The organism is Streptococcus wuxiensis, assembly GCF_040888245.1.
Lineage (GTDB): Bacteria > Bacillota > Bacilli > Lactobacillales > Streptococcaceae > Streptococcus > Streptococcus wuxiensis.
In genome coordinates this window covers 84,422-103,990 of record NZ_JBFNFE010000006.1, presented here as the reverse complement: position 1 = coordinate 103,990, position 19,569 = coordinate 84,422, and the positions used below count along the sequence as shown (strand labels likewise).

Here is a 19,569-nt window from a genome sequence, read left to right as displayed (position 1 = left end):
GATTTCTTGCACTGCCTCTTTCATTTTGTGGTATAATGTAGAATGTTAATAAAGATTATATATAAAAAACAGAGGAGAATGTGCATGCTGAAATGGGATGAGCTACCTCAAGAAATGCAATTGAGCGAGGTAAAACCATACTACCAGCTTGTGTCTAGAAGAAAAGGCTCACTGATTTTCAAGCGTTGTCTAGATTTGTTTCTAGCCGTAGTCTTGTTAATCTTGACTTCACCCGTATTTCTGATTCTAAGCATTTGGATCAAGCTAGATAGCAAAGGTCCAGTTATTTACAAGCAGGTGCGGGTAACCCAGTACAACCGTCATTTCAAGATTTGGAAATTCCGGACCATGGTGACGGATGCTGATAAAAAAGGAAGTCTAGTAACTTCTGCAAATGACAGTCGTATCACTAAAGTTGGAAATTTCATTCGACGTGTTCGTTTGGATGAATTGCCGCAATTGGTCAATGTCCTCAAAGGGGAGATGTCTTTTGTAGGAACACGCCCAGAAGTACCACGCTACACAGAGCAGTATAGTCCTGAAATGATGGCTACCTTGCTCTTACCTGCAGGGATTACTTCCCTTGCCAGCATTAACTATAAGGATGAGGATGCCATCATCAGTCAAATGACTGCAAAAGGTATGACGGTTGACCAGGCTTATGTGGAAAGAGTCCTTCCAGAGAAAATGCACTTTAACCTAGCCTACCTACGTGATTTTAATTTCTTCGGAGATATCAAAATCATGTTTCAGACTGTAGTTGAAGTTTTAAAATAAAGTAGTCACAAGAGTGAATACAGTAAAAGGAGTAAATCAATGACAAAGTATAATATTCCATTTTCACCGCCCGATATTACCGAAGCTGAAATTGCTGAAGTAGCAGATACCCTCCGTTCTGGTTGGATCACAACAGGTCCAAAGACAAAAGAATTGGAGCGTCGTCTATCTGCCTATATTCAGACACCTAAGACAGTCTGCCTCAACTCTGCAACAGCAGCTCTTGAATTGATCTTGCGCGTGCTTGAAGTGGGTCCTGGCGATGAAGTTATCGTTCCGGCTATGACTTATACAGCATCATGTAGCGTTATCACTCACGTCGGTGCGACACCAGTTATGGTTGATATCCAAGATGATACCTTTGAAATGGATTATGACAAGCTTGAACAAGCGATTACTGAGAAGACTAAGGTTATCATCCCAGTAGAACTTGCAGGGATTATCTGTGACTATGACCGTTTGTTCCAAGTTGTAGAAAAGAAACGCGACCTCTTTACAGCGGCTAGCAAGTGGCAAAAGGTCTTTAACCGTATCGTTGTTGTCTCAGATAGCGCCCATGCTTTGGGTTCAACCTACAAGGGACAACCAGCTGGTTCTATTGCAGACTTTACGTCATTCTCTTTCCACGCTGTCAAGAACTTTACAACTGCTGAAGGAGGAAGTGCTACTTGGAAAGCTAATCTAGCTATTGATGATGAAGAAATGTACAAGGAATTCCAAATCTTATCTCTTCATGGTCAAACGAAGGATGCGCTAGCTAAGATGCAACTAGGTTCATGGGAATACGATATCGTAACTCCTGCCTACAAGTGCAACATGACGGATATCATGGCTTCAATTGGTTTGGTACAATTGGATCGTTATCCTGACTTGCTTCAACGTCGTAAAGAAATCGTAACTCGCTATGACCGTGGATTTACAGGAACTCGGATTCACCCATTGGCTCATGAGACAGATGCAGTTGAATCTTGTCGTCACCTCTACATCACCCATGTAGAAGGAGCAAATCTCGAACAACGCAACCAAATTATTCAAGAATTAGCCAAGGCAGGAATCGCAAGTAACGTTCACTACAAACCGCTTCCACTTTTGACAGCCTATAAGAATCTTGGCTTTGATATGGCAGATTATCCGCGAGCTTATGCCTTCTTTGTAAACGAGATTACACTACCACTTCACACGAAATTAACGGACGAAGAAGTAGATTATATCATTGAGACTTTTGTCAGAGTTTCTGAAGAAATTCTAGGTACTTCACAAAAATAATTAAAATAATTAGTAAAAAATGAATGAAAACGATTGACAAAGAAAAAACAATAACATATAATTAACTCAACAAATCAGAAAAGTAGTTATTTTTGATCTTCAGGGAGCCTGTGGTTACTGTGAACAGGTGGTTGGAACTAGTGAAATTGGGCTGATTTGAAAAAATGAATTTGAAACAATGAAAATTCGGTGCGCACACCTTACAGTGCAACTTGTTGTTAGACAAGGCAGAGATGTAAAGGGGATATTCTCTTTACAATTGAGGTGGTACCGCGTTACGAACGCCCTCACATGGAAGTGAATTCCGTGTGTGGGCTTTTTTCTATCCGTCATTTTATTTATCTTTTATTAGGGCGTTAAGTCGCTTTGATGAACTTGAGTTCTATCTACAGCTCCTTGCCTACTACTAAAAGCAAACAAAAAGCCGGATTCATACAGAAGGAGGAAAATTTTATGACAACTAAAGGATATTTTGGACAATTTGGTGGTAGTTTTGTACCAGAACCAATTCAGGTTTTACTAGATGAATTGGAAGTGACTTTTGATAAATACAAGGATGATCCAGAATTTTTGGCAGAATTTCGCCATTACTTGAAGGATTATTCAGGTCGTGAAACACCACTCTATTTTGCTGAAAGCTTGACAGAGCACTTAGGTGGAGCTAAGATTTATCTCAAGCGTGAAGACCTTAACCACCTTGGATCTCACAAACTTAATAATGTTTTGGGTCAAATCCTTCTAGCAAAACGCATGGGTAAAAAGCGTGTCATTGCTGAGACAGGAGCTGGCCAGCACGGTGTTGCGACTGCGGCTGCTGCAGCTAAGTTTGGTATGGCATGTGATGTTTATATGGGGGCAGAAGATGTGGAGCGTCAACGTCTCAATGTCTTCCGCATGGAGATGATGGGAGCAACTGTTCACGCAGTTGAAACTGGTACTCGTACCCTCAAAGATGCGGTTGATGCAGCCTTTGGAGCATGGATGAATGATCTTGAAGCCTTCTACGTTTTAGGTTCTGCTGTTGGACCACACCCTTATCCAACGATTGTTCATGAATTCCAAAAAGTCATCAGTGAAGAATCACGTCGTCAAATCTTGGAAAAAGAAGGACGTCTGCCAGACTACGTTATTGCCTGTGTAGGTGGTGGTTCTAATGCCATCGGTGCCTTTTCACAGTATGTAGCTGATGAAGAAGTAAAATTGGTTGGGGTAGAAGCTGCTGGTCACGGTTTAGATACCGACAAACACGCGGCAACTATGACTAAGGGTAGTGTCGGAATTGTTGATGGAATGAAGACCTATGCAGTATTTAAGGAAGATGGAGAGCTCGCGCCAGTTTACTCTATCTCAGCAGGTTTGGACTATCCAGGGGTTGGTCCAGAACATGCCTTCTTTAAAGACTCTGGTCGAGTAGAATATGTAGCAGCGACAGACGAAGAAGCTGTCCAAGCCTTGCTTTTATTAAGCAAAACAGAAGGAATCATCCCTGCGATTGAAAGCTCACATGCTATTGCTGAAGCAGTCAAACGCGCACCAAAACTAAGTAAAGATGAGATTATCATCATCAATGTCTCTGGTCGTGGAGACAAGGACGTAGCTGCCATTGCAGACTACCTTGAAGCTAAAAAATAAAAGATGGAAAATATACAGAGATTTCTCTCACAGAGAGTTTGTGGTTGCTGAAAACAAGCAGAGAAAGCTGTAAGGTTGGGTCCGTCTGAAATGAGAGAAGAAAACATAATTCTCAAGGGAGTGCCCTTTATCGCACAACCTGTTACAGGAGCTATCTGAGACAGGAATGAGAGATAGGAGAAATCCTATAATTGAGGTGGCACCGCGAATTTCGTCCTCACGCAAGTTATTTTGCGTGGGGATTTTTCTATATTTATCGTAGATATGGCCATCAGTTTTAAATTATGCTTCATCAATAGGTAGATTTCTATAAAATATTTGCGAACGAAGTGAGCATCGAACCGCTATTTCCCGCCATGGTGGTATCCTAGAGAAGCAAAGATGCTTCTCTAGGACGGAATTTTTGAGAGTAAAATAGTTCGGGGAACTATTTTAGCCTGAGCCTAGAAATGAATGAGCGAGGAGCTCAAAAATTAGGGATGAAATTTCGGAGAAAGTTGCTCCCGTCCGCACTATTTAAGGGAAATAGAAAAAAGATAAAAAATTAAAAATAAGGAACTGAAAGGGAAATTACAATGGAACGAATCATTCATGGAGATGTTTTATCACCAATCTTGGCTTATATGCGTTTGAACGGAAATCACAAGGTCATACTTGAAAGTATCCCAAGAGAAAAGGAAAATGCTCGATTTTCTATCTTAGCCTATAACCCAGTTTTTGAGATTAAGTTTGAGAATGGAGTTCTTTATCAAAATGGCCAGGTGATTGATCGTGATCCTTTGGACTTCCTTTATGAGGTGACTCATGAGAGTCAGCACCATTCAGACCTACCTTTTGGTGGTGGAGCTATTGGCTTTGTTGGTTACGATATGATTTCTCTCTATGAACAGATTGGCCAGCTCCCTGAGGATACGATTGGGACGCCAGATATGCATTTCTTCGTCTATGAGAGTTATATAGTTTTTGACCATAAGAAAGAAAAAATTCATGTCATCGAGGATGCTCTCTACAGTGAACGTAGTAATGAAGAACTAGAAGTGGCTTTAGATCATGTTTTAGAAGAGTTGAAAATCCCTGCTCCAAATGAATTTGAGGATTTGGACGTTTCTCCACTTCAGTTTAGACCACATATTGCACCTCAGAAATTTGAAGAAATGGTAGAAACAGCTCGCGACTTGATTCGCAATGGAGATATGTTCCAATGTGTGCTTAGCCAGCGCTTCTCCGCAGAGGTAACTGGAAATCCTTTTGACTTCTACAGAAATCTCCGAGTGACCAATCCATCAAATTACCTCTACTTTTATGACTTTGGAAATTATCAAATTATCGGTGCCAGTCCTGAGAGCTTGGTTTCCGTCAAGAATGGTATCGTGACAACCAATCCAATTGCAGGTACGCGACCTAGAGGTGCCAATGACGAGGAAGATGCAGCACTTGCAAATGATCTACTTTCTGATGAAAAGGAAACGGCAGAACACCGAATGTTGGTGGACTTGGGACGAAATGATATCGGTAGAATTGCTGAAACAGCAAGCGTCCAAGTAACCAAGTATATGGAAGTCGAACTTTTCCGCTATGTCATGCATTTGACCAGCGTGGTTAAAGGACATTTATTACCAGAACTGACTGCCATGGATGCCTTGAAGGCGACTCTGCCGGCAGGAACAGTATCGGGAGCACCAAAGATTCGGGCCATGAAACGCATCTATGAACTAGAAACAGAGAAGCGAGGCGTATATGCAGGAGCTATCGGTTACTTATCAGCGACTGGAGACATGGATTTTGCTATTGCAATTCGAACCATGATTCTTAAAAATAAAACAGCCTATGTACAGGCTGGTGCAGGAATTGTTTATGATTCCATCGCCCAGAACGAATACCAAGAAACGATTAACAAAGCTAAATCTATGACTAGAATGGGAGAACTAAGACCATGATTTTATTGATTGATAATTATGATTCATTTACCTATAACTTAGCTCAATACATCGGGAATTTCGCAGAAGTTCAGGTTTTGAGAAATGATGATCCACATCTTTATGAACATGCTGAAAAGGCAGATGGACTGGTCTTTTCTCCTGGTCCAGGTTGGCCAGCTGATGCTGGGAAAATGGAAGAAATGATTCGTGATTTTGCAGGTAAGAAACCTATTCTAGGGATTTGTTTGGGGCACCAAGCCATTGCAGAAGTCTTTGGTGGTAAGTTGGGATTGGCTCCTAAAGTTATGCACGGTAAACAAAGCCATATTCGATTTGAGACTCCATCAGTTCTCTATCAAGGAATTGAGGACAATCGTCCAGTCATGCGTTACCACAGTATTTTAATTGAAGAGATGCCAGAAGAGTTTGAAGTAACAGCTCGCTCGACAGATGACCAAGCCATTATGGGGATTCAACACAAAACCTTGCCGATTTATGGCTTGCAGTATCATCCAGAAAGTATTGGAACGCCAGATGGCCTATCTTCTATTCAGAATTTTATCGAGAAAGTTGTAAAGTGAGGAACACAAAATGAAAGAAATTATTGAAAAATTAGCCAACTTTGAAGATTTATCAAGTGTTGAAATGACAGATGTTATCGAACGCATCGTGACAGGGCGAGTGACAGAAGCACAAATTGCTTCACTACTGTTAGCTCTTAAGATGAAGGGAGAAACACCTGAAGAAAGAACAGCCCTCGCTCAAGTCATGAGAGGACATGCTCAACACATTCCAACAAATATTCAAGATGCTATGGATAACTGTGGTACAGGTGGAGATAAGTCATTTAGCTTTAATATTTCTACAACTGCAGCCTTTGTCTTGGCAGGTGGTGGCATCCACATGGCCAAACATGGAAATCGTTCTATCTCTTCTAAATCTGGTTCAGCAGATGTCTTGCAAGCTTTGGGAATCAATATTGACCTCAAGCCAGCACAATTGGGTAAGGTATTTGATCAAACAGGAATCGTCTTTCTCTTTGCCAAAAACATGCACCCAGCTATGAAATATATCATGCCAGCACGCTTGGAGTTGGGAATTCCAACCATCATGAATTTGACAGGCCCACTGATTCACCCAATGGTCTTGGAAACACAGCTTCTAGGAATCAGTCGTCCTGAACTTCTGGAAAGTACTGCTCAGGTTTTGAAAAACATGGGTCGCAAACGTGCTATCGTAGTAGCTGGTCCAGAAGGATTAGATGAAGCTGGTTTGAATGGTACTACCAGCATTGCCCTTCTTGAAAATGGTGAAATCACTTTGTCAACCTTTACTCCAGAAGATTTGGGAATGGAACGCATTGCCATTGAGGACATCCGTGGCGGAAATGCTCATGAGAATGCAGCCATCCTTGTCAGCGTTCTTAATAACGAACCAAGTCCATTCTTGGAAACAACAGTTTTAAATGCAGGTCTAGGATTCTACGCCAATGGTAAAGCAGACAGTATCAAGGACGGAGTTGAAATGGCACGTCAAGTGATTGCCAGTGGTAAGGCCCTTGAAAAACTCAGACTATTACAGGAGTATCAAAAATGAGTCAGGAATTTTTGTCACGTATCTTAGAGCAGAAGGCGCGTGAAGTTGAAAAGATGGAACGAGAGGAGCTTCAACCCTTGCGTGAAAGCTATCACTTAGCGGAATATTTAAAAAATCACCAAGACCGTTTGCAAATCATTGCTGAGGTCAAAAAGGCAAGCCCAAGTCTAGGTGATATCAATCTTGATGTGGATATCGTACAACAGGCCCAGACCTACGAGGCTAACGGCGCGGTTATGATTTCTGTTCTGACAGATGAGGTTTTCTTTAAAGGTCATTTGGATTATCTGCGAGAGATTTCCAGTCAGGTACAGATCCCGACACTGAATAAAGATTTTATCATCGATGAAAAGCAAATCATCCGTGCTCGCAATGCGGGAGCGACCGTCATCTTACTCATCGTCGCAGCCTTATCTGAAAAACGACTGAAGGAGCTTTACGACTACGCGACAGAACTGGGTCTTGAAGTTTTGGTGGAAACTCATAATCTGGATGAACTGGAAGTGGCTCACCGTCTTGGAGCTCAAATTATTGGGGTCAATAATCGCAATTTAACAACCTTTGAAGTTGACTTGCAGACCAGCGTAGACTTGGCCAAACACTTTAAGGATGATTGCTTCTACATTTCCGAATCTGCTATTTTTACAGAGGAGGATGCAAAACGAGTAGCACCATACTTTAACGGAATTTTAGTAGGAACAGCCCTCATGCAGGCAGAAGATGTAGCCCAGAGAATCAAGGAGTTGCAGATTGACAAAGGTTAAGATTTGTGGACTATCGACCAAAGAAGCCGTAAAAACAGCTGTGTCGGCTGGAGCAGACTACATTGGTTTTGTCTTTGCTCCTAGCAAAAGACAGGTGAGCGTAGAACAAGCCACAGAGCTGGCTAAGTTTATTCCTAGCCATATTCAAAAAGTTGGTGTATTTGTTTCACCCAGTCGGGCAGAACTGTTAGAAGCGGTAGACAAAGTTGGTTTGGACTTTGTACAAGTTCACGGTAAGGTAGTGGATAAACTATTTGAAAACTTACCTTGTGGCAGCATTCAGGCTGTTCAGGTCGATGAAGGAGGGCATGTACCCAATTCTCAGGCAGATTATCTCCTCTTTGATGCTCCTGTGGCAGGAAGTGGTCAGACATTTGACTGGGGTCAACTGGATACGACAGAACTAGCCCAGCCTTTCTTCATCGCAGGTGGGCTTAACGAAGATAATGTAGAAGAAGCAATTCAACACTTTACTCCCTATGCAGTAGATGTATCAAGTGGGGTAGAGACAAACGGACAAAAAGATCATGAAAAGATTAGAAGATTTATAGAGAGGGTTAAGCATGGTATATCAAGAACCAAATAAAGATGGATTTTACGGGAAATTCGGTGGACGTTTTGTCCCAGAAACATTGATGACAGCAGTATTGGAATTGGAAGAGGCTTATCGTGAAAGTCAGGCAGATCCAAGTTTCCAAGAGGAATTAAACCAACTCTTGCGTCAGTATGTGGGACGTGAAACGCCTCTTTACTACGCAAAAAATTTGACCCAGCATATCGGCGGAGCCAAGATTTATCTCAAACGTGAAGACCTCAACCATACAGGTGCCCACAAGATTAACAATGCCTTGGGACAAGTTTTACTGGCTAAACGCATGGGCAAGAAGAAAATTATCGCTGAAACAGGTGCTGGTCAACACGGTGTGGCAACTGCAACAGCTGCAGCACTCTTCAACATGGAATGTACTATCTACATGGGTGAGGAAGATGTCAAACGCCAAGCCCTCAATGTTTTCCGCATGGAGCTTTTAGGAGCTAAGGTAGAGGCAGTGACAGATGGTTCGCGCGTGCTCAAGGATGCAGTCAATGCAGCCCTTCGTTCTTGGGTGGCAAATATCGATGATACCCACTATATCCTTGGTTCTGCCTTGGGGCCCCATCCTTTCCCAGAAATTGTGCGTGATTTCCAAAGTGTTATCGGTCGAGAAGCCAAGCAACAGTACCGTGATTTGACAGGTGAAAATCTGCCAGATGCTCTAGTAGCCTGTGTTGGTGGTGGCTCTAATGCCATCGGGCTCTTCCATCCATTTGTGGAAGATGAGTCAGTGGCTATGTATGGAGCTGAAGCAGCAGGACTAGGTGTGGATACAGAGCATCACGCAGCTACCTTGACCAAGGGTCGTCCAGGTGTTCTTCACGGTTCGCTTATGGATGTGCTCCAAGATGCTCATGGTCAAATCTTAGAAGCTTTCTCAATCTCAGCAGGTTTGGACTATCCAGGTATCGGTCCAGAACATTCTCATTACCATGATATCAAACGTGCGACCTATGTACCAGTGACAGACGAGGAAGCCTTGGAAGGATTCCAACTCTTGTCTCGTGTAGAAGGAATTATCCCCGCTTTGGAATCTAGCCATGCCATCGCCTTTGCGGTGAAGTTGGCCAAAGAACTTGGACCAGACAAGTCTATGATTGTCTGCCTATCTGGACGTGGAGACAAGGATGTAGTTCAAGTCAAAGACCGCTTGGAAGCAGAAGCAACAAAGAAGGGAGAAGCTCATGCCTAAGACCTTAACCGAAAAATTGAACGCTATCAAAGCAACTGGAAAGGGAATTTTCGTTCCCTATATCATGGCTGGAGACCATGAAAAAGGTTTGGATGGACTAGCTGAAACAATCCACTTTTTAGAAAATTTGAGTGTGTCTGCCATTGAGATAGGAGTTCCTTTCTCAGACCCTGTTGCAGACGGTCCAGTTATCGAAGAAGCAGGCTTGCGTAGTCTAGCTCGCGGAACCTCTACCCAGGCTTTGGTTGAAACCTTGAAAACCATTGAAACAGAAATCCCGCTTGTCATCATGACCTATTTTAACCCCCTCTTTCAGTACGGTGTGGAGAAATTTGTCAAAGACCTTTCTGATACAGCGGTCAAGGGATTGATTATCCCAGACCTGCCTCATGAGCACGCTAACTTTGTAGAGCCCTTTTTGGTGAATACAGACATTGCTTTGATTCCACTTGTCAGCTTGACGACAGGAATGGAGCGTCAAAAGGAACTCATTGAAGGGGCTGAAGGTTTTGTCTATGCCGTTGCTATCAATGGAGTCACAGGGAAATCAGGAAATTACCGAGATGACTTGGACAAGCACTTGAATCAACTTCATCAAGTGGCTGACATTCCAGTCTTGACAGGTTTTGGTGTATCCACACAGGATGATGTAGAACGATTTAATGCAGTATCAGATGGTGTTATCGTCGGTTCCAAGATTGTTAAGGCTCTACATGAAGGGCAAGTAGCAGAAATCGCTGACTTTATTCGAGAAGCAGTAGCTTACCAAAAATAATCATACAAGCAGCCAGCAAGAGGAAAGGCACAAAAGGTAGTCTTTCCTTTTTCTTTAGTAGGAGAAAGGCTAGAATGCCAGTTGTGGAAGAAAATTGAATTAAAATCAGCATCTCAGTTAGGCTAAAAACAAGCGCACAAGAGGCCAGAAAGAGAAAATCACCTGCACCTATGCGGATATCGATAAAGTGAGCCAAAATTCCCAAGATAAGAAAGAAAATCATAACTAGATTCCAACTAGAGCAAACCATGAGGAATAAGTGAAAAATCAGCCAGACGAGCAAGGGATATTCTTGATGACGTAGGTCATAAATTCCCAAAGTCAAGCCGGCAGTTATCAAGATGACTTGCCCCAAAGTTAAAAATCCCACAGACTCAGCTAGAAAGAGCAGTCCCAAAGACAACTCAAAGAAGGCATACCAGACAGGATAGCTTGACTTGCAATAGCGACAGCGAAAGCGATTGAATACCTGTGAGAGAAATGGAATCAAATCCAGTGGTCTCAAGCGAGTCTGACAAGAATCACAGTGACTAGCAGGGAAAACAATGGATTGCTCAGGGAAACGATCAATGACTAAGCCTAGAAAGGAAGCAAGAATAGCTCCAACAAGAAAAAAGTAAAGATGAATCATACTTATTAATTCGGAAAAAATAAGAGAAAGAGTATAATAGTTGGATAAAGGAGAAATTTTAGGAGCAAATATGAAAATTCACTTTGAAAAAGGACTTCAGATAGAAAATGCCCAACTCATTTGTCGCTGGTCTAATGCTTTGGGAGAGAGTTTTCAGAAGCAATGGATGGGACCCAAAATTTCTTATCCCTTGATTGTCCAATCCTTACAAAAGCTGGAAGGAATTTTTTCAATATTTGAAGGACAAGAGTTTGTGGGGCTTATCCAGAAAATCAGGCTAGAAGACAGGAATCTTCATATCGGGAGATTTTTTATCAATCCTCAGAAACAGGGGCAGGGATTAGGTAGCCAGGCTTTAAGGAAATTTGTTAGTTTGGCCTTTGAAAATGAAGACATAGATACTATTTCTCTAAATGTCTACGAGGCAAATCAAACAGCTTACAATCTTTACCAAAAAGAAGGATTTGAAATCGTTCAAATGGTTGAAGTACCTGTACGAAAATATATAATGAGAAAATCGAGGTAAGGACTAGTTGATATCTAAAACTGCACCCGTACAATTTTTGGTTTTCAAACTTGTTGCAGAGAAATTTTCTTGATAAAATAGATACATGACTAGATATAAAGCAATCATTTCCTATGATGGCTACGCCTTTGCTGGCTTTCAACGGCAACCACACGCGCGTAGTGTCCAAGAGGAAATTGAAAAAACTTTAACCAAATTAAATAAAGGGCAGGCCATTACCATCCATGGTGCAGGGCGAACGGATAGTGGTGTTCATGCGCTAGGGCAGGTTATCCACTTTGATCTTCCCTATCAGATGGATGAGGAAAAGCTTCGCTTTGCTCTCGATACTCAAAGTCCTGAAGATATAGATGTCATTTCGATTGAGGTAGTGGCTGATGATTTTCATTGCCGTTATGCCAAGCATAGCAAGACCTACGAGTTTATCGTGGATAGAGGGCGTCCTAAAAATCCTATGAGACGTCATTATGCCACCCACTATCCCTATCCACTAGATGTGGAACGCATGCAAAAGGCTGTGAAGAAATTAGAAGGAACCCATGATTTTACCGGTTTTACTGCTGCCGGAACAAGTGTGGAGGACAAGGTAAGAACAATCACGGAAGCCAGTCTTAGGGTTGACGAGACCGGTCAATTTTTGACCTTTACTTTCTCTGGCAATGGCTTCCTCTATAAGCAGATTCGAAATATGGTTGGGACCTTGCTGAAAATTGGTAATAACAGAATGCCGATAGAGCAGATTGACCTGATTTTGGAGAAAAAAGACAGACAGTTGGCAGGTCCAACTGCAGCACCCAATGGTTTGTATTTGAAGGAGATTCGTTATGAAGAATAATCGTATTTTAGCACTTTCAGGAAATGATATTTTCAGTGGTGGCGGACTAGCCGCAGACCTTGCGACCTTTACTTTAAATGGTTTGCATGGTTTTGTAGCCATGACTTGCTTAACTGCTTTGACAGAAAATGGATTTGAGGTCTTCCCGACGGATGAGACTATTTTTCAACAACAGTTGGATAGTCTTAAAAGCGTAGACTTTGGAGGGATTAAGATTGGTCTCTTGCCGACTGTTAGTGTTGCTGAGAAAGCATTACATTTCATCAAGGAAAGATCAGGAGTCCCTGTCGTTCTGGATCCTGTATTGGTTTGTAAGGAAACGCATGATGTTGCTGTCAGCGAGCTTTGTCAAGAGTTGATTCGCTTTTTCCCTTATGTGACTGTCATTACACCCAATCTACCTGAGGCAGAATTGCTAGCAGGCCAAAAGATTGAAACCTTGGACGATATGAAGGCTGCAGCTCAAAAATTACATGACTTGGGTGCACCAGCAGTCATTATTAAAGGTGGGAATCGCCTTAGTCAGGATAAGGCTGTGGATGTCTTTTATGATGGAGTGAATTTTACCATTTTTGAGAATCCAGTCTTAGAAGGACAAAATGCAGGTGCTGGTTGTACCTTTGCATCTAGCATTGCTAGTCAGTTAGTCAAGGGAGAGGAGCTATTACCTGCGGTTGAGAGTTCTAAAGCCTTTGTTTACCGTGCTATCGCACAAGCAGATCAATATGGAGTAAGACAGTATGAAGCAAACCAAAACAAGTAAAATCGCCCTATTATCAATACTGACTGCCCTATCGGTAGTTTTAGGTTATATTGTCAAAATCCCAACCCAAACAGGATTTCTAACACTTTTGGATGCAGGAATATTCTTTACGGCCTTTTACTTTGGGAGTCGCGAAGGAGCTGTTGTCGGAGGATTAGCGGGATTTCTAATTGACCTGATTTCAGGTTACCCTCAGTGGATGTTCTTCAGCTTGATTTTCCATGGTTCACAGGGATATTTGGCAGGTGTTAAAGGGAAATGGCAGTGGCTAGGATTAGTCTTGGCAACCATCATCATGGTGGCAGGTTACGCTTTTGCATCGGCTTGGATGAATGGTTGGGGAGCAGCCATACCAGAAATCGTCCCAAATCTTGTGCAAAATATCGTTGGTATGACAGTAGGCTTTCTTCTTTGTCATAGTGTGAAGAAAGCTAGATAATAGTAAAAAGAGCAATCCTCCAAGGGAACTATTGAAAAAATTCTGATTTTTTGCTAAAATGAAAGCTATGAAAACACTCTATGATGTGCAACAATTTCTCAAACAGTTCGGCATTCTTGTCTATATGGGCAAACGCCTCTATGATATTGAACTAATGAAGATTGAACTTTCTCGTATCTATGATGCTGGCTTGATGGATAAGCTGGATTATCTTGAAGCAGAAGCAATTTTGCGTAGAGAGCACAAACTAGAATTAGACTATTTAGAAAAAAATGGAGATTAGATATTATGGTAACTTGGGTATTATGGGGACTTGTAGTGGCGATGTTGGCATGGATGGGATACAACTATCTTCGTATTCGCCGTGCAGCAAAAATTGTAGACAATGCAGAATTTGAATCTTTGATTCGTACAGGTCAGCTAATTGACTTGCGTGACCCAGCTGACTTCCACAGAAAACATATCCTCGGAGCTCGTAATATTCCTTCAAATCAATTGAAGACAAGTCTTGCAGCTCTTCGCAAGGATAAACCTGTCCTTCTATATGAAAACCAACGTGCGCAACGTGTAACCAATGCAGCACTTTTCTTGAAAAAACAAGGTTTCTCAGAAATCTATATCCTTTCTTACGGATTGGATTCTTGGACAGGCAAGGTTAAGACTAGCTAATATTCTGTAAAAAGTTATTGAATTGAAGATAAATCTAGCTTTTTATGATATAATTAATTTGTATTAAATTTAAGGAGTTTTTATTATGCAAGAAAAGAAAAAAGCATCACTTGTTTTAGGTATCCTATCTATCGTCCTTGGTTTGTTATCTCCAATCGTAGGTCTTATTTTGGGTATCATTGGACTTGTTTTGGCTAATTCGCACGAAAAACAATCTGAACTAGTGTATAAAACAGAAAAAATTCTCAATATCGTAGGTATTGTCATTTCTGTACTTAACTGGATTGCAGCCCTCGTAATGATTTTTGGCTAATCAAAAACAAAAAAGCTTTATTTTTAAAGCTTTTTTATTTTATTCACTTTTCTCTAAGTAGTTTTTAATAATTTTCAATTCCTCTTGATTCAAGAGTCGGTATTGACCTTCTGCTAGGTCAGGATCTAATAGAAAATCTCCGAACTGAACTCGTTTGAGGGCAGTGACCTTGACACCAACTGAGAGGAACATTTTCTTGACCTGATGAAATTTCCCTTCAGAGATGGTGATGGTGGCTCGGCTGATACTAGGACTTGAAGATAGAATCTCAAGCTGAGCAGGTTTACAAATAGTTCCATCAAGAAAGACAATTCCGTTTTTGAACTGCTGGATGTGATCTGGTGTGAGCAAGCCGTTCACCTCAACTTGATAAGTTTTATCGACATGATATTGAGGGTGGAGAAGTTGAAAACCTAGAGGGCCATTGTTTGTTAAGAGGAGGAGCCCTGTCGTATCTCGATCTAGCCGACCGATAGCATAGAGTTGGTCTGATTGGAGGTGTTGAGGTAGTAGGTCCATAACCGTTGGGAGCTTCTTGTCCTTGCTTGCTGTCACGACACCATTTGGTTTGTGAAGCATGAGATAGGTGTGCTCATATCCTTGGATTTTTCTACCCTGAAAAATCAACTCTTGTAATCCCGTATCAACATTCTGTGCAAGGGAAGTAGCAGGGACTTTATCTACTAAGATTTCTTTTTTTAGGAGAGCCTGTTTCATAGCTTTTCGACTGATTTTTTCCTGGGCTAATAAATTATCTAAACGCATACCAGCCTATCTTATCACAAGTCGGCATTTTTGAAAAGAAAAGATAAATCATGAATTTTCTTTTGAAAACATTTACACTTACTTGAGTTAAGTCATTTGCTTAAAATTGTGGTATAATCGTTCAGTTAGAAAATAAATTTGAAATAAATAGAGGAAATCATGACAAAATTAAGAGAAGATATCCGTAATATCGCGATTATCGCACACGTCGACCACGGTAAAACAACCCTCGTTGACGAATTATTAAAACAATCTGAAACTCTTGATGCGCGTACAGAATTAGCTGAACGTGCAATGGACTCAAACGATATTGAAAAAGAGCGTGGAATTACCATCCTTGCGAAGAATACAGCAGTTGCCTATAACGGAACTCGTATCAATATCATGGACACACCAGGACACGCGGACTTCGGTGGAGAAGTTGAACGTATCATGAAAATGGTTGACGGTGTAGTCTTGGTAGTGGATTCTTACGAAGGTACTATGCCTCAAACTCGTTTCGTATTGAAAAAAGCTTTGGAACAAGACCTTGTCCCAATCGTTGTTATCAATAAAATTGACAAACCATCAGCTCGTCCAGCAGAAGTAGTGGATGAAGTTTTGGAACTCTTCATCGAGCTTGGTGCAGATGATGATCAGCTTGACTTCCCAGTAGTCTATGCTTCAGCAATCAACGGAACATCTTCATTGTCAGATGATCCAGCAGACCAAGAGAAGACTATGGCGCCAATCTTTGATACCATTATTGACCACATTCCAGCTCCAATCGATAACTCAGACGAGCCACTTCAATTCCAAGTGTCACTCTTGGACTACAATGATTTCGTTGGTCGTATCGGTATCGGACGTGTCTTCCGTGGTACTGTCAAGGTTGGGGATCAAGTTACCCTTTCTAAACTTGATGGTACAACCAAGAACTTCCGTGTTACAAAACTCTTTGGTTTCTTTGGTTTGGAACGTCGTGAAATCCAAGAAGCTAAGGCTGGTGACTTGATTGCCGTATCAGGTATGGAAGACATCTTCGTTGGGGAAACAATCACTCCAACAGATGCAGTTGAAGCTCTTCCAGTTCTTCACATCGATGAGCCAACCCTTCAAATGACCTTCTTGGTTAACAACTCACCATTTGCTGGTCGTGAAGGTAAATGGGTGACTTCTCGTAAGGTTGAAGAACGTTTGCAAGCAGAATTGCAAACAGACGTATCTCTTCGTGTAGAACCAACAGACTCACCAGATAAATGGACAGTTTCAGGACGTGGGGAATTGCACTTGTCAATCCTCATCGAGACTATGCGTCGTGAAGGTTATGAGCTTCAAGTATCTCGTCCAGAAGTTATCGTCAAAGAAATCGATGGTGTGAAGTGTGAGCCATTTGAGCGCGTGCAAATCGACACACCAGAAGAATACCAAGGATCTGTTATCCAAAGCCTTTCTGAACGTAAGGGTGAAATGTTGGATATGATTGCAACTGGTAATGGTCAAACTCGTTTGGTCTTCCTAGTTCCTGCGCGTGGTTTGATTGGATACTCAACTGAGTTCTTGTCAATGACTCGTGGTTACGGGATCATGAACCATACCTTCGACCAATACTTGCCATTGATTCCAGGAGAAATTGGTGGACGTCACCGTGGTGCCCTTGTTTCGATCGATGCTGGTAAGGCTACAACCTACTCTATCATGTCTATCGAAGAACGTGGGACTATCTTTGTCAACCCAGGTACTGAGGTTTACGAAGGAATGATCATCGGTGAAAACTCTCGTGAAAATGACTTGACTGTTAATATCACGAAAGCAAAACAAATGACTAACGTTCGTTCTGCTACTAAGGACCAAACAGCAGTTATCAAGACTCCTCGTATCTTGACACTTGAAGAATCACTTGAGTTCTTGAACGACGATGAGTACATGGAAGTAACGCCTGAATCGATTCGTTTGCGTAAGCAAATCCTCAACAAGGCAGAGCGTGAGAAAGCAAACAAAAAGAAAAAATCAGCTGAATAAGAGCTAGAAAGAGATAAAGATGGTCTATTTAATCATAGGGATACTCTTATTACTACTCTATGTATTTGCGACACCTCAAAGTATCAAGGGGACGGTCAACGTTGTAATATTAGTCTTTGGACTTGTTGCCCTCGTAATCTTATTGCTCTTGTCTGCCCTACAGATTTTCCAACTTCCAGCAGAAATCTTTATTACATTGGGAATGCTGGCTCTTACTTATTTTAGTTTGAGAGATATCAGTCACATGTCGATTCGAAAGAAGCGCGAAAATTAAATCTATTCATAACAAAAAACTTCTATCAGCAACTCAGTTGCCGATAGAAGTTTTTATTTGTTACTGTTTTTGTTAGAATAACGGTTGTAGAAATCTACTTTTATCTGGATAAAATGTTCTAATTCACGAAAGAGTTGTAGAAGCGTAGCCCGTGTCTCAAACTCTTCTCTAGTTTTAGGGAGAGAGCGATTGCGAAACACCTCTAGGTAGCTCTCAATATCATTCAATAAGTCGTAGGCTGGATTGGTTTGACTTAGTTGGCTAGCTGTTTTTGAAAAGAGCTGGGCGACAATCAAACTCTCACTAGCGGCTAGTTGGCATGTGTTGATTTGTTGAGCCATATTTCTTAAGATACGCGTTTGTCTTTGTCGCATCTCAAAGTAGTGGATATGATAATCTGTCTGGTGAAAGAGATGGTCAGAGTGATCGAGGTAAACTAACTTAAGAGCATCCTCAAGTAGTTGATCAAGTTCATTTACAAGTTGAGCCTGATTACGGCCATCTCCTCTTTTCAGATAGTAAGAAAGCCGTAGGAGAACATCTTTGAGTTTTTCTTCAACAAGCGTATGATAATGTTGAATTTCTTTTTCACGTGAAGGCATGTAGAGATTGACCAGAAGTGCAAAGCCAGTACCGATTAGGAAGAGTAAGAGCTCATTCAGTAAAAGTGCCGGTGCTGTTGATTGTTGGATTAAGAGATGGCTAACCAGAACGCTACTAGGAGTGATTCCAATTTCCCAACCCAGTTTATAGGCTAGAGGAACATAGATTGCTAAGTAAAGTCCAAAGCTCCAGATATGATAACCAGTTAGTTTAAAGGCAATAACACCAACTAAGAGAGCTAGAAGAGTTGAAAAAAGACGATTGCGGGCTAGCTTGATCGTGCTTCTTCGAGTATCAGAAAGACTCAAGATAGCAATGATACCAGCTGAAACAGCTGATGACAAATCAAAAAAGTAGGCTAGTAAACAAGCAAAACAAGTTGCTAGGACTAGTTTAAGAGTGCGTTGTGTGATAGACATAGAATACTTTCCTTGAGATAAATGCTTTAAAGTTATAGTAGTAGGTGAGGTAGAAAGGTCTATTCCAAGAGAGTTATTGAGAAAATAATTTGTTCTCCATGTAGTGGTTTGATTATAGTATAAATATGTTTTGAAATCAAGTGAATCTAATAATAGTATAGGCAGAATGAATATTTATGAAGCCAGACACAACTTCGTTTTGTGGTATAATAATTAGAAAGGAGTTTTACATGCAAGAATTTTTTAAAAGTTATTTTAATAAGCTAGATTTAACAACGGTATTTGAGAATCTTTTAACGAAAGTGATTTCTCTTTTAATTTTATTTGTGCTATTTTACATAGCTAAACAGCTTCTCCATGCAGCTGTCAAGAGAATTGTGAAGCCTTCACTTAAGTATTCAAAGCGTGATGCAGGACGACAAAAGACAATCTCGCGTTTATTAGAAAATATTTTTAATTACACCCTTTATTTCTTTTTAGTCTACTGCATTTTGTCTATCCTAGGACTACCTGTATCCAGTTTACTAGCTGGTGCTGGGATTGCCGGGGTTGCAATTGGTATGGGGGCGCAGGGCTTCTTATCAGATGTTATCAATGGCTTCTTTATTCTCTTTGAACGCCAGTTGGATGTAGGAGATGAAGTTGTTTTGACAAATGGTCCCATTACTGTATCGGGAAAAGTAGTTAGTGTCGGAATTCGAACCACTCAACTAAGAGGTGAAGACCAGGCTCTCCACTTTGTTCCCAACCGTAATATTACTGTGGTTAGCAATTTTTCAAGAGACGAGTTGAACTGAAATTTTACTTGATTTGTG

23 protein-coding genes and 1 other annotated feature are annotated in these 19,569 nt (G+C 41.3%); of the genes, 20 read left to right on the top strand and 3 right to left on the bottom strand.

What is annotated here, in order from left to right:
* Positions 1-84: 84 nt before the first annotated feature.
* The 10 genes from AB2B47_RS07605 (at position 85) to trpA (ending at position 10,516) form a co-directional block, all read left to right on the top strand.
* Complete coding sequence (locus AB2B47_RS07605) at positions 85-777, top strand: sugar transferase (protein ID WP_320694006.1); 693 nt, start codon at positions 85-87, stop codon at positions 775-777.
* 39 nt (positions 778-816) lie between these two features.
* Entirely contained in the window at positions 817-2,043 is a 1,227-nt protein-coding gene (locus AB2B47_RS07600) for a DegT/DnrJ/EryC1/StrS family aminotransferase (RefSeq protein WP_320694005.1), read from the top strand.
* 60 nt (positions 2,044-2,103) lie between these two features.
* Positions 2,104-2,335: a binding site (T-box leader), on the top strand.
* Positions 2,336-2,496: 161 nt separating this feature from the next.
* Positions 2,497-3,675, top strand: coding sequence for a tryptophan synthase subunit beta (gene trpB, locus AB2B47_RS07595; protein WP_320694004.1), 1,179 nt, complete (start codon positions 2,497-2,499; stop codon positions 3,673-3,675).
* 575 nt (positions 3,676-4,250) lie between these two features.
* Complete coding sequence (gene trpE, locus AB2B47_RS07590) at positions 4,251-5,612, top strand: anthranilate synthase component I (RefSeq protein WP_320694003.1); 1,362 nt, start codon at positions 4,251-4,253, stop codon at positions 5,610-5,612.
* Positions 5,609-6,175 (top strand): aminodeoxychorismate/anthranilate synthase component II, encoded by a 567-nt coding sequence (locus tag AB2B47_RS07585; RefSeq protein WP_006152743.1) that lies wholly within the window; start codon positions 5,609-5,611, stop codon positions 6,173-6,175. Before trpE ends, AB2B47_RS07585 begins: the two co-directional genes overlap by 4 nt.
* Positions 6,176-6,185: 10 nt before the next feature.
* Positions 6,186-7,190 (top strand): anthranilate phosphoribosyltransferase, encoded by a 1,005-nt coding sequence (gene trpD / locus AB2B47_RS07580; RefSeq protein ID WP_320694002.1) that lies wholly within the window; start codon positions 6,186-6,188, stop codon positions 7,188-7,190.
* Positions 7,187-7,954: an indole-3-glycerol phosphate synthase TrpC gene (trpC, locus tag AB2B47_RS07575; RefSeq protein WP_320694001.1), complete on the top strand. Its 768-nt coding sequence runs from the start codon at positions 7,187-7,189 to the stop codon at positions 7,952-7,954. Before trpD ends, trpC begins: the two co-directional genes overlap by 4 nt.
* On the top strand, positions 7,941-8,540 hold the full coding sequence (locus tag AB2B47_RS07570; protein WP_320694000.1) for a phosphoribosylanthranilate isomerase: 600 nt from the start codon (positions 7,941-7,943) through the stop codon (positions 8,538-8,540). The genes trpC and AB2B47_RS07570 overlap by 14 nt, the downstream gene beginning before the upstream one ends.
* Entirely contained in the window at positions 8,518-9,741 is a 1,224-nt protein-coding gene (gene trpB / locus AB2B47_RS07565; RefSeq protein ID WP_320693999.1) for a tryptophan synthase subunit beta, read from the top strand. The genes AB2B47_RS07570 and trpB (AB2B47_RS07565) overlap by 23 nt, the downstream gene beginning before the upstream one ends.
* Positions 9,734-10,516 (top strand): tryptophan synthase subunit alpha, encoded by a 783-nt coding sequence (gene trpA / locus AB2B47_RS07560; RefSeq protein WP_006152703.1) that lies wholly within the window; start codon positions 9,734-9,736, stop codon positions 10,514-10,516. The genes trpB (AB2B47_RS07565) and trpA overlap by 8 nt, the downstream gene beginning before the upstream one ends.
* Here the strand turns inward: trpA and AB2B47_RS07555 are convergent.
* A complete protein-coding gene (locus AB2B47_RS07555) occupies positions 10,485-11,147 on the bottom strand; it encodes a prepilin peptidase (protein ID WP_006152686.1) in 663 nt (220 codons plus the stop codon). The two genes, trpA and AB2B47_RS07555, sit on opposite strands and share 32 nt — an antisense overlap.
* Positions 11,148-11,217: 70 nt before the next feature.
* Here AB2B47_RS07555 and AB2B47_RS07550 point away from each other — a divergent pair, with 70 nt between their 5' ends.
* The 7 genes from AB2B47_RS07550 to AB2B47_RS07520 all read left to right on the top strand — a co-directional run bounded on the left by AB2B47_RS07550 (position 11,218) and on the right by AB2B47_RS07520 (position 14,692).
* Positions 11,218-11,673, top strand: coding sequence for a GNAT family N-acetyltransferase (locus AB2B47_RS07550; RefSeq protein WP_006152739.1), 456 nt, complete (start codon positions 11,218-11,220; stop codon positions 11,671-11,673).
* Positions 11,674-11,758: 85 nt separating this feature from the next.
* Complete coding sequence (gene truA / locus AB2B47_RS07545) at positions 11,759-12,508, top strand: tRNA pseudouridine(38-40) synthase TruA (RefSeq protein ID WP_006148963.1); 750 nt, start codon at positions 11,759-11,761, stop codon at positions 12,506-12,508.
* Positions 12,498-13,271 carry a bifunctional hydroxymethylpyrimidine kinase/phosphomethylpyrimidine kinase gene (locus AB2B47_RS07540; protein WP_006152716.1) on the top strand — a complete coding sequence of 258 codons (774 nt, stop codon included), beginning with the start codon at positions 12,498-12,500 and terminating at the stop codon, positions 13,269-13,271. The genes truA and AB2B47_RS07540 overlap by 11 nt, the downstream gene beginning before the upstream one ends.
* Positions 13,249-13,710 carry an ECF transporter S component gene (locus AB2B47_RS07535; protein WP_006152723.1) on the top strand — a complete coding sequence of 154 codons (462 nt, stop codon included), beginning with the start codon at positions 13,249-13,251 and terminating at the stop codon, positions 13,708-13,710. Before AB2B47_RS07540 ends, AB2B47_RS07535 begins: the two co-directional genes overlap by 23 nt.
* A 58-nt stretch (positions 13,711-13,768) precedes the next feature.
* The gene (locus AB2B47_RS07530) at positions 13,769-13,993 is read left to right on the top strand and encodes a YqgQ family protein (protein ID WP_006148960.1); all 225 of its coding nucleotides are present in this window, start codon (positions 13,769-13,771) and stop codon (positions 13,991-13,993) included.
* A gap of 5 nt (positions 13,994-13,998) precedes the next feature.
* Positions 13,999-14,379, top strand: a complete 381-nt coding sequence (locus tag AB2B47_RS07525) for a rhodanese-like domain-containing protein (protein WP_006148959.1) — start codon at positions 13,999-14,001, stop codon at positions 14,377-14,379.
* An 85-nt stretch (positions 14,380-14,464) separates the two neighbouring features.
* The gene (locus tag AB2B47_RS07520; RefSeq protein ID WP_006152754.1) at positions 14,465-14,692 is read left to right on the top strand and encodes a hypothetical protein; all 228 of its coding nucleotides are present in this window, start codon (positions 14,465-14,467) and stop codon (positions 14,690-14,692) included.
* Between the two features lie 39 nt (positions 14,693-14,731).
* On the opposite strand, the gene AB2B47_RS07515 is transcribed toward AB2B47_RS07520, so the two are convergent.
* Positions 14,732-15,457, bottom strand: a complete 726-nt coding sequence (locus AB2B47_RS07515; protein WP_036759277.1) for a 16S rRNA pseudouridine(516) synthase — start codon at positions 15,455-15,457, stop codon at positions 14,732-14,734.
* 159 nt (positions 15,458-15,616) lie between these two features.
* Here AB2B47_RS07515 and typA point away from each other — a divergent pair, with 159 nt between their 5' ends.
* Both typA and AB2B47_RS07505 read left to right on the top strand, forming a co-directional pair.
* A complete protein-coding gene (gene typA, locus AB2B47_RS07510; RefSeq protein ID WP_006152753.1) occupies positions 15,617-17,458 on the top strand; it encodes a translational GTPase TypA in 1,842 nt (613 codons plus the stop codon).
* 19 nt (positions 17,459-17,477) lie between these two features.
* Positions 17,478-17,732 (top strand): DUF3165 family protein, encoded by a 255-nt coding sequence (locus AB2B47_RS07505; protein WP_320693998.1) that lies wholly within the window; start codon positions 17,478-17,480, stop codon positions 17,730-17,732.
* A 53-nt stretch (positions 17,733-17,785) separates the two neighbouring features.
* Here the strand turns inward: AB2B47_RS07505 and AB2B47_RS07500 are convergent, their stop codons facing one another.
* Positions 17,786-18,754 carry an aromatic acid exporter family protein gene (locus AB2B47_RS07500; protein ID WP_036759274.1) on the bottom strand — a complete coding sequence of 323 codons (969 nt, stop codon included), beginning with the start codon at positions 18,752-18,754 and terminating at the stop codon, positions 17,786-17,788.
* A 230-nt stretch (positions 18,755-18,984) separates the two neighbouring features.
* On the opposite strand from AB2B47_RS07500, the gene AB2B47_RS07495 reads away from it, so the two are divergent.
* Entirely contained in the window at positions 18,985-19,551 is a 567-nt protein-coding gene (locus AB2B47_RS07495) for a mechanosensitive ion channel family protein (protein WP_320693997.1), read from the top strand.
* Positions 19,552-19,569: the final 18 nt, after the last annotated feature.